The 9903-nt window shown below is 72.9% G+C and carries 12 protein-coding genes and 1 riboswitch; of the genes, 10 read left to right on the top strand and 2 right to left on the bottom strand.

The annotated features are described in order from the left end of the window. Positions 1–11: 11 nt before the first annotated feature. Both ABD308_RS09835 and ABD308_RS09830 read right to left on the bottom strand, forming a co-directional pair. A complete protein-coding gene (locus ABD308_RS09835; RefSeq protein ID WP_344330956.1) occupies positions 12–707 on the bottom strand; it encodes an MSMEG_1061 family FMN-dependent PPOX-type flavoprotein in 696 nt (231 codons plus the stop codon). A 48-nt stretch (positions 708–755) separates the two neighbouring features. Then, a complete protein-coding gene (locus ABD308_RS09830; RefSeq protein ID WP_344330952.1) occupies positions 756–1004 on the bottom strand; it encodes an SCO4226 family nickel-binding protein in 249 nt (82 codons plus the stop codon). A 210-nt stretch (positions 1005–1214) separates the two neighbouring features. Next, a riboswitch (FMN riboswitch) is annotated at positions 1215–1342 on the top strand. A 210-nt stretch (positions 1343–1552) separates the two neighbouring features. Between ABD308_RS09830 and ABD308_RS09825 the strand changes: the two genes are divergently transcribed. The 10 genes from ABD308_RS09825 to ABD308_RS09780 all read left to right on the top strand — a co-directional run. Continuing rightward, positions 1553–2242 carry a riboflavin synthase gene (locus ABD308_RS09825; protein ID WP_344330950.1) on the top strand — a complete coding sequence of 230 codons (690 nt, stop codon included), beginning with the start codon at positions 1553–1555 and terminating at the stop codon, positions 2240–2242. Continuing rightward, on the top strand, positions 2239–2889 hold the full coding sequence (locus ABD308_RS09820; protein WP_344330948.1) for a nicotinamide mononucleotide transporter family protein: 651 nt from the start codon (positions 2239–2241) through the stop codon (positions 2887–2889). Before ABD308_RS09825 ends, ABD308_RS09820 begins: the two co-directional genes overlap by 4 nt. Beyond that, on the top strand, positions 2886–4142 hold the full coding sequence (locus ABD308_RS09815; protein WP_344330946.1) for a bifunctional 3,4-dihydroxy-2-butanone-4-phosphate synthase/GTP cyclohydrolase II: 1257 nt from the start codon (positions 2886–2888) through the stop codon (positions 4140–4142). Before ABD308_RS09820 ends, ABD308_RS09815 begins: the two co-directional genes overlap by 4 nt. Positions 4143–4182: 40 nt before the next feature. Continuing rightward, positions 4183–4653 carry a 6,7-dimethyl-8-ribityllumazine synthase gene (gene ribH, locus ABD308_RS09810; protein WP_344330945.1) on the top strand — a complete coding sequence of 157 codons (471 nt, stop codon included), beginning with the start codon at positions 4183–4185 and terminating at the stop codon, positions 4651–4653. Between the two features lie 106 nt (positions 4654–4759). Further along, complete coding sequence (locus ABD308_RS09805; RefSeq protein WP_030306151.1) at positions 4760–5032, top strand: phosphoribosyl-ATP diphosphatase; 273 nt, start codon at positions 4760–4762, stop codon at positions 5030–5032. Between the two features lie 55 nt (positions 5033–5087). Continuing rightward, positions 5088–5936: an ATP phosphoribosyltransferase gene (gene hisG, locus ABD308_RS09800; RefSeq protein WP_344330942.1), complete on the top strand. Its 849-nt coding sequence runs from the start codon at positions 5088–5090 to the stop codon at positions 5934–5936. Between the two features lie 109 nt (positions 5937–6045). Continuing rightward, positions 6046–6480 (top strand): PH domain-containing protein, encoded by a 435-nt coding sequence (locus ABD308_RS09795; RefSeq protein WP_344330940.1) that lies wholly within the window; start codon positions 6046–6048, stop codon positions 6478–6480. Positions 6481–6676: 196 nt separating this feature from the next. Next, positions 6677–8023, top strand: coding sequence for a hemolysin family protein (locus ABD308_RS09790; protein WP_344330936.1), 1347 nt, complete (start codon positions 6677–6679; stop codon positions 8021–8023). After that, positions 8020–9066, top strand: a complete 1047-nt coding sequence (locus ABD308_RS09785) for a hemolysin family protein (RefSeq protein WP_344330934.1) — start codon at positions 8020–8022, stop codon at positions 9064–9066. Before ABD308_RS09790 ends, ABD308_RS09785 begins: the two co-directional genes overlap by 4 nt. A 97-nt stretch (positions 9067–9163) precedes the next feature. Then, the coding region (locus ABD308_RS09780) for an NAD-dependent epimerase/dehydratase family protein (RefSeq protein ID WP_344330986.1) at positions 9164–9903 on the top strand (740 nt) is incomplete at its 3' end.

Here is a 9903-nt window from a genome sequence, read left to right as displayed (position 1 = left end):
CGGCGGCGGAGCTACTCGTAGCGGTAGAGCAGCGACTCCCGCTCGTTCCGCTCGATCGCCTCGATGGTCAGCGCCGGGTCCGCCAGGTGCGCGAGGGTGACCTCGGCCGAACTCGGCTGGGCGTCCGGGGCCAGCCAGTTCTCCGGCTTCCACGCCGAGCCGCGCAGGAACGCCTTCGGGCAGTGCCCGTACACCTCCTCGACCGCGACCACGATCGCGCTGCGCGGCGGCTTGCCGACCGCCGTCAGCTGCTCCAGCAGCCGCGGGTCGGTGGAGACGCAGGCCCGCCCGTTGACCCGCAGCGTGGTGTCCCGGCCCGGCACGACGAAGATCAGCCCGACCCGGCCGGTCTCCACGATGTTGTGCAGGGTGTCCAGCCGCTTGTTGCCCGTCGCGTCCGGGATCGCCAGGGTGAACTCGTCGAGCACCGACACCAGGCCGGCCGGCCCGCCGCGCGGGGACACGTCGCAGCGCCCGGCGGCGTCCGCGCTGGCGACGAACACCAGCGAGGAGCAGGCGATCAGCTTCCTGGCGACATCGTGGATGCGGTCCACCTGCTTGCGGCGCGCGCCCTCGCCCGGCTGCTCGTAGACGTCCCGCAGCCGGGCGGTGTCGCGCACGGCGTCCGCGCTGAGCGCGGCGAAGACGCTGGAGGGCCCCTGCGGCCCGGGAACTGACGGAACGGCGATCTCCGGTGTGCTGGTCATACCGGCAAACGTAACGGAGGCCTCCGGGACCGACCAGGGCCGCCCGGCTCAGATGGTGAGCGGAACCGGGTGCACCTCGTCCGCCGGGTGCCCGGCGCGCTCGTGGACGCGCTGCACGGCCTCCTTCGAGGGCGCCTCGGAGAGGCAGTAGACGACGCCGGCCTCCGGGTCGGCCCACGCCTGCTCGAACCGCACGCCCTCGGGGCCCTGCAGGTCCAGATCGGCCTGGTGCGCCATCCGCAGCTGGTCCTCGGTGATGCCGGCCATCCCGTGGTGGACGTCCATGAACTTGGCCATCGCGCTCGCACCTCCTGGGGCCGGGGCCCGCGCCCGGCCCGAAACCCGCCCCTCCCACCAGCTTGCGCCCCCGCGCACCCGTGCGCACTCCCGCCCGTTCCCACCGTTCGCGCTCATTCCCGCCACCCCCGTGAAACAGCCCACACCCCGGCCCCCTCCCTCCAGCCGTGGCGCCGTGGCACAATGACCGCAGTAGTAGCAGTGACGTTCAGCGCACTCCGGGGTCGGTGAAAATCCGAACCGGCGGTTACAGTCCGCGACCCGTCCGCAGCCAGCGGCCGGTTGACCAGGTGAAATTCCTGGACCGACGGTTAAAGTCCGGATGGGAGGCGTGCGCGGCGGACGAGTGAGCAGGACCCGTGGTCCCCCGGTGGACCGCGGGAGGCGTGTACGGCGGCGGTCGAGGGCTCCCCTCCTCCGGCGTCCGGAACGGCGACGGCCCGACGAGGGCCCGCGGCCGTCCGGCGGCCCGTGCACCCGGCCGGCCGTCCGTGTCATCTCCCGTGCCGCACCCCGGAGTCCGCGCCCCAAGCGCGAGGAGAACCCGGGTGTTCACCGGCATCATCGAAGAGCTCGGCGAGGTCGTGTCGATCGAGGAGATCGGCGACTCCTCGCGGATCCGTCTGCGCGGCCCGGTGGTCTGTCAGGGCGCGCGGCACGGCGATTCCATCGCGGTCAACGGCGTCTGCCTGACCGTCGTCGACACCCCCGAGGAACTGGCCGCCGACACCGGCGAGTTCAGCGCCGACGTGATGGCCGAGACCCTCCACCGTTCCAGCCTGGGCGAGTTGAAGCCCGGCTCGGCGGTCAACCTGGAACGCGCCATGGCGCTCGGCGCCCGGCTCGGCGGACACCTGGTGCAGGGTCATGTCGACGCCACCGGCCGGCTGTTGAGCAGGGAGCCGGGGGAGCGCGACGCCGCCGGGAACCTCCGCTGGGAGGTGCTGCGGTTCTCGCTGCCGGAGTCCATCACCCGCTACCTGGTGGAGAAGGGCTCGATCACCGTCGACGGCGTCAGCCTCACCGTGGTCGAGGCCGCCCGCGACAGCTTCACCGTCAGCCTCATCCCGGCGACCCTCGCGCTGACCACGCTCGGCACCAGGGCCGTCGGCGAGAGCGTCAACCTGGAGGTCGACGTGCTCGCCAAGTACGTGGAGCGGCTGCTGGAGTCCCGCACCCTGCCCCCGACGGGCCAGACGGGCCAGACGGGTCCGGCGGTCACCGGGGAGGAGCGGTGAACTGGCTCAACGGTGACGCCTTCACGGTGCTCGGCCAGCACGTGAAGTGGTCCGACATGGTCGGCAACCTGTTCGGCATGGCCGCCCTCGCCCTCGGCTGGCGCCGCTCGGTCTGGAGCTGGCCGGTCCAACTGCTCTCCGGCCTGGTCCTGATCACCGCCTACCTGTCCGGCGACGTGCCCGGCATGGTCGGCAAGCAGCTGATCGTGGTCGCCACCGCCGCCTGGGGCTGGAACCAGTGGCGGCGCGGCCGGCAGGGCGACGGCCAGTTCGCCGTCCGCTTCGCCACCTGGCCCGAACGGGCCGCGCTCGCCGCCGGCACCGCGGCCGGCACCGCCCTGCTCGCCTGGGCCTTCCTGACGATCCCCGCGCTCGGCTCGTGGAGCCCGTGGGCGGACGCCTACATCTTCGTCGGCACGCTGGCGGCCATGGTCGCGCAGGCCCGCGGCTGGGTGGAGTTCTGGTTCGCCTGGATCGCCGTCGACGTGGTCGGCGTGCCGCTCGCCTTCAACACCGGCTACACCTTCTCCGGCCTCACGTACTCCGTCTACTTCGTCCTGGTCCTGCTCGGGCTGCGCTCGTGGTGGCTGAACACCCGTGCGCCGCGCCTCACGTCCACCACCGTCCCGCAGGGAGCAACGGCATGACCGAGAACCAGCAGCCCGACGACCTCGTCCTCGACCCGGTCGAGCGTGCCATCGCCGACATCGCGCTCGGCCGCGCGGTGATCGTCGTCGACGACGAGGACCGCGAGAACGAGGGCGACATCGTCTTCGCGGCCAGTGCCGCCACCCCCGAACTGATGGCCTTCACCATCCGCTACAGCTCCGGCGTGATCTGTGCCCCGATGACCGGCGCCGAGCTGGACCGGCTCAGGCTCCCGCCGATGACCCAGGTCAACGAGGACCGCAAGGGCACCGCCTACACCGTCTCGGTGGACGCCCGCGAAGGCGTCGACACCGGCATCTCGGCCGCCGACCGGGCCCGCACCGTACGGCTGCTCGCCTCGCCCGGCACCGGGCCCGGCGACCTCGCCCGCCCCGGGCACGTCTTCCCGCTGCGCGCCGTCGAGGGCGGCGTCCTGGTCCGCCCCGGCCACACCGAGGCCGCCGTCGACCTGGCCCGGCTCGCCGGACTCCCGCCGGCCGGCGCGATCGCCGAGGTGGTCAACGACGACGGCACCATGGCGCGGCTGCCCGAGCTGGTCGCCTTCGCCCGCGCGCACAACCTGGCGATCATCTCCATCGAGGACCTCATCGCCTACCGCCGCCGCACCGAACTGCACGTGGACCGGGCCGCCGTCACCGCGCTGCCCACCGCCTACGGCGAGTTCACCGCCGTCGGCTACCGGGGCACCCTCGACGGCGTCGAGCACATCGCCCTGGTCGCCGGCGGCCTGGACGCCGACGGCCGGCTGCCGGACGGCGAGGACGTGCTGGTCCGGGTCCACTCCGAGTGCCTGACCGGCGACGTGCTCGGCTCGCTGCGCTGCGACTGCGGCCCGCAGCTCCAGGCCTCGCTGCGCCGGGTCGCCGAGGCCGGCCGGGGCGTGGTGCTCTACCTGCGCGGCCACGAGGGCCGGGGCATCGGCCTGGCGCACAAGCTGCGCGCCTACGAGCTCCAGGAGCGGGGCCGCGACACCGTCGACGCCAACCTCGACCTCGGCCTGCCCGCCGACGCCCGCGACTACAGCATCGGCGCCCAGATGCTCTGCGACCTCGGCGTGCGGTCGCTGACCCTGCTGACCAACAACCCGGAGAAGCTCACCGCGCTCACCGAGCACGGCCTCAAGGTCAAGGGCCGCGAAGCGGTCGAGATCCCGGCCGGCGAGCACAACGCGCGCTACCTGCGCACCAAGCGCGACCGGATGGGCCACGAGCTGCCCGGCCTCGACGCCTGAGCCCCCTACCACCACCCGAACCACCGAAAGGCACCCGCACATGAGCGGCCACGGAGCCCCCGAGCTGACCATCGACAACGCCGCCGGCCTCAAGGTCGCGGTGATCGCCGCCCAGTGGCACGAGCAGGTGATGAACGGCCTCCTCGACGGCGCCCACCGCGCCCTCAAGGAGCTGGGCGTCGCCGAGCCGACCGTGCTGCGCGTCCCCGGCACCTTCGAGCTGCCGGTCGCCGCCAAGCGCCTCGCCGACCGCGGCTACGACGCCGTGATCGCCCTCGGCGTGGTGATCCGCGGCGGCACCCCGCACTTCGACTACGTCTGCCAGGCCGCCACCGCCGGCCTCACCCAGGTCGCCGTGGACACCGGCGTCCCGGTCGGCTTCGGCGTGCTGACCTGCGACGACGAGCAGCAGGCGCTCGACCGGGCGGGCCTGCCGGGCTCCGCCGAGGACAAGGGCCACGAGGCGGTCACCGCGGCCGTCGCCACCGCCGTCGCCCTGCGCGCGCTCTGACCCGGCCGGCCGGACCGGCCCCCGGACCGTGGACGTCCACCGGACTGTCCACGGTCCGGAACCGTTTACCGTCCGGCCGACCGCACGCCGTAAGGTGAGTCCCATCATGGCTTCGAAGACATTCGAGGAGCTCTTCACCGAGCTCCAGCAGAAGGCCGCCACCGGCGACCCCTCGTCCTCCCGTACCGCGCAGCTCGTCCAGCAGGGCGTCCATGCGATCGGCAAGAAGGTCGTCGAGGAGGCCGCCGAGGTCTGGATGGCCGCCGAGTTCCAGTCCGACGAGCAGACCGCCGAGGAGATCTCCCAGCTCCTCTACCACCTTCAGGTGATGATGGTCGCCCGCGGACTGACGCTCGACGACGTCTACAAGTACCTCTAGGCCCAGGCCCGGAACCCCCCTTCATCCACACCGAACAGGTAAGGAACCAACCTCCATGCTGCGCATCGCCGTCCCCAACAAGGGTTCGCTCTCGGGTCCTGCGGCGGAGATGCTCCATGAGGCCGGCTACCGGCAGCGCAAGGACGCCAAGGAACTGGTCCTGGTCGACCCGGGCAACCAGGTCGAGTTCTTCTTCCTGCGCCCGCGCGACATCGCCGTCTACGTCGGCTCCGGCCGCCTCGACGTCGGCATCACCGGCCGCGACCTGCTGCTGGACTCGCACTCCAACGCCGAGGAGGTGCTCGCGCTCGGCTTCGCCGGCTCGACCTTCCGCTTCGCCCGCCCGGTCGGTGTGGACGTCGAGGACGTCAAGGGCCTGGAGGGGCTGCGGATCGCCACCTCCTACACCGGCCTGGTCGAGCAGCACCTCGCCGACCACGGGGTGAAGGCCACCGTCACCAAGCTGGACGGCGCGGTGGAGACCGCGGTGCAGCTGGGCGTCGCCGATGTGATCGCCGACGTGGTGGAGACCGGCACCAGCCTGCGCAACGCGGGCCTGGAGGTGTTCGGCGAGCCGATCCTGATCTCCGACGCCGTGGTGATCCGCCCCAAGGGCGCCGGCGAGGACCCGGCCGTCGACCAGTTCCTGCGCCGCCTGCAGGGCGTGCTGGTGGCCCGCCGCTACGTGCTGATGGACTACGACATCCGCGCCGAGAACGTCGGCGCCGCCGTCGCGCTGACCCCCGGCCTGGAGTCGCCGACCGTCTCCCCGCTGCACACCGAGGGCTGGGTGGCGGTCCGCTCGATGGTGCTCCGCAAGGAGGCCCAGCAGATCATGGACGACCTGTGGGGCATCGGCGCCCGGGCCATCCTGGTGACCAACATCCACGCCTGCCGCCTCTGAGCGACCTCCGGACGTAAGCACCGGTTGAATGGGGTGGGGCCGCCGTCCGGCGTCCCCACCCCTTCCCTCGTCCCGGTACCACTCGAACCAGCACCCCCGGAGCCCCCTCGTGTCCACCCCCGCCGAGTTCCCCGTCACCTGGGCCCCGCGCCGCACCCGCGCCGTGCTGCTGCCGGTCTGCGCGCTGCTGGTGGTGATGTTCGCCGCGATGGCGATCGCCCTCCCGGCGAACTGGCAGCTCAACGACCGGATCATGATGGCGGTCAGCGGCGTGCTGTTCGCCGGTGTCGGCCTGATGCTGGCCCGGCCGAGGGTCAGCGCCGACGCCGAGGGCGTGACCGTGGTCAACTTCGTCCGCAGGCGCCGGCTGGCCTGGGCGGAGATCGTCGGCGTGAACTTCCGCCAGGGCGACCCGTGGGCCACCCTCGATCTCGCCGACGGCACCTCGCTGGCCGCCATCGGCATCCAGTCCGGGGTGGGCAAGGCCCAGGCCATCGCCGACGCCCGCGCCCTGCGCGACCTGGTCGCCCGGCACAGCGGCTGACCTCGGGGGCCGGTCCCCGGGCGCGGCCGAACGGGGATCCTACATCCGTACGGGTATGGTCTACGCTGGTAAAAGCGGGGCAAAGTCGTTGTCCTGCCCGAAAACGACCAGAGGAGTGACACTCCCCGTCCATGGACGATCCGTCCGGTAGTACCTGCGCCGCCCTCCTTTCAGACACCGAAAGGCAGGCGGCACTGTGATCACCGCCTGGCTGCTGCTCTTCGCGGCCCTCCTGCTCATCCTCGCCAACGGCCTCTTCGTGGCCGCCGAGTTCGCCTTCGTGACCGTGGAGCGCGGCGCCGTCGAGCGCGCCGCCGAGGCCGGGGACGCCAAGTCCGGCCGGGTCTCCCGGGCCCTGCGACACCTCTCCTTCGAGCTCTCCGGCGCCCAGCTCGGCATCACCGTCACCTCGCTGGTGGTCGGCATGCTCGCCGAGCCGGCGCTGTCGACCCTGCTAAAGCCGGTGTTCACCGGCATCGGCCTGCCCGCCGGCGTCGCCCGGGGCGCCGCCGTGGTGATCGGCATGCTGCTCGCCACCGTCGTCCAGATGGTGATCGGCGAGCTCGTCCCGAAGAACTGGGCGATCTCCCACCCGCTCCAGGTGGCCCGCGCGGTCGCCGCCCCGCACATGACCTTCTCCCGGGTCTGCCGTCCGCTGATCAGCGTCCTGAACGGCTCCGCGGACCGCACCGTGCGCGCCTTCGGCATCGAGCCGCAGGAGGAGCTGGGCCACGCCCGCACCCCCGCCGAACTGGTCTCGCTCGCCCGGCACTCCGCCAAGGCGGGCGCGATAGACGAGGAGTCGGCCACCCTGTTCGTGCGGACCCTCGGCCTCGGCGACCTCACCGCCGAGTCCGTGATGACCCCCCGCGTCGACGTGTCCGCCCTCCAGCGCGACGCCAGCGCCGCCGACGTCCTCAACCTCACCCGGGCCACCGGCCTGTCCCGCTTCCCGGTCTACGCCGACAGCCTGGACGAGGTCACCGGCACCGTCACGCTCAAGGACGCGCTGGCCGTCCCGGCCGCGCGGCGCGCCACCGTCCGGGTCGGCGACCTCGCCGTCCCGCCGCTGCTGGTGCCCGAGACGCTCCCCGCCGAGCGGCTGCTCGACCAGCTGCGCAGGCTCCAGCCGATGGCCATCGTGGTCGACGAGTACGGCGGCACCGCCGGCGTGGTCACCGTCGAGGACATCGTCGAGGAGATCGTCGGCGCGGTGCAGGACGAGCACGATCCGGCCGACACCCCCGAACTGCTGCCGCTGGCGCCGGTCGACGGGCAGCCCGTCTGGGCGGCCGACGGCCGCGCCCGGCTCGACCAGCTGGAGGCCATCGGCCTGCACGCCCCCGAGGGCCCGTACGAGACGCTGGCCGGTCTGGTCGCCGACCTGCTCGGCAAGCTCCCCGACCCCGGTGAGCAGACCGAACTGCCCGGCTGGCGGTTCACCGTCGAGGCCGTGGACCGGCACCGGACCAGCCGGGTCCGGGTGGAACGGACCGCCGAGCACCACCACTTCTTCGGCGACGACGAGGACGGGACCCGATGACCGCGCTCCAACTGGCCGTCGCGCTCCTGCTGCTGCTCGGCAACGCCTTCTTCGTCGGCGCCGAGTTCGCCGTGGTGTCGGTGCGCCGCAGCCAGATCGAACCGCTCGCCGAGGCCGGCAACAAGCGCGCCCGCACCGTGCTGCACGCGCTGTCCAACGTCTCCGCGATGCTCGCCGCCGCCCAGCTCGGCATCACCGTCTGTTCGCTGGGCCTGGGCGCGCTCGCCGAGCCGACCATCGCCCATCTGCTGGAGGGCCCGTTCCACGCGCTGGGCATCCCCGCCGGCCTCCAGCACCCGCTGGCGTACGGCATCTCGCTGGCCCTCGTGGTCTACCTGCACATGGTGATGGGCGAGATGGTGCCGAAGAACATGGCGCTGGCCGGCCCCGAGAAGGCCGCGCTCTGGCTCGGCCCGCCGCTGGACCGGCTGGCCCGCTGGCTGGCGCCGGTGATCGCCTTCCTCAACGCCTTCGCCAACGGCGTGCTCAAGCTGTTCAAGGTGGAGGCCAAGGACGAGGTGGAGTCGGTGTTCACCACCGAGCAGCTGATGTACCTGCTCGCCGACTCCGGGGACGCCGGCCTGCTGGAGAAGGACCGCCAGGAGCGTCTGGAGGACGCCCTGGAGATGGGCCGCCGCCCGCTCACCGACGTCCTGCTCCCCCCCGAGCAGCTGGTCACCGTGGACACCAAGGTCACCGCCGCCCAGATCGAGGAGCTGGCGCTGCGCACCGGCTTCTCGCGCTTCCCGGTCACTGACGGCGACCCGGCCGGCCACGGCTACCTCGGGTACCTGCACCTCAAGGACATCCTGGACGTCGAGGACCCGACGGTGCCCGTCCCGGCCCGCCTGTGGCGGCCGATCACCGTGCTGCGCGGCACCCTGCCGCTGGACGACGCGCTGGGCGCGATGCGCCGGGCCGCCTGCCACCTCGCGGCCGTGCTCGACCAGGACGGGCGCACGCTCGGCGTGGTGATGCTGGAGGACGTGCTGGAGGAGCTGGTCGGCGAGGTGCACGACCCGGACCACCGTTCGGCGGCCTGAGCGCCCCGGAGTTCCTGACACGGCTTCGCTCTGGGCGATTCCGCTCTGAGCGTTCCGCGGTTCCCATGCCGGCCACCCGTTGTGCAGGGTGGTCGGCATGAGACTTCTCCTGCTGGGTGGTACGGAGTTCGTGGGGCGCGCCGTCGCCGAGGCGGCGCTGGAACGGGGATGGGAGGTGACGGTCTTCCACCGGGGGACGCACGCCGCACCGGCCGGGACGCGGGTCCTGCACGGGGACCGCACGGCCGGGGACGGGCTCGCCGCCCTCGCCGAGGGGGAGTGGGACGCGGTGGTGGACACCTGGTCGGCCGCCCCGTCGGTGGTGCGCGACAGCGCCCGCCTGCTGGCCGGCCGGGTCGGCCGCTACGCGTACGTGTCCAGCCGCTCGGTGTACGCCTACCCGACGCCGGCCGGGTCCGACGAGAGCGCCCCGGTGGTGGACGGTTCGCCGGACGACGGCGAGGTGCCGTACGCCGAGTCCAAGCGCGGCGGCGAGCTGGCGGCGCTGGACGCGTTCGGCGACCGGGCGCTGCTGATCCGCGCCGGGCTGATCGTCGGACCGTACGAGAACATCGGCCGGCTGCCCTGGTGGCTGAACCGGATCGCCCGCGGCGGCCCGGTGCTCGCCCCCGGCCCGCGCGACCTCGCCCTCCAGTTCATCGACGTCCGCGACCTCGCCGCCTGGACCCTGGACGCGATCGAGGCGGGCCTCGGCGGCCCGTTCGACCTGGTCGGGCCGCGCGGGCACTGCACCACGGGCGAGCTGCTGGAGGCCTGCGCCGCGGTCACCGGCGGGGACGCCGAACTGCGCTGGACGGCCCCGGAGGCGATCGCCGC

The organism is Kitasatospora putterlickiae, assembly GCF_039527695.1.
Classification (GTDB): domain Bacteria; phylum Actinomycetota; class Actinomycetes; order Streptomycetales; family Streptomycetaceae; genus Kitasatospora; species Kitasatospora putterlickiae.
The sequence above is the reverse complement of the archived record's forward strand: the minus strand, read 5'-3'. Positions and strand labels throughout refer to the sequence as shown.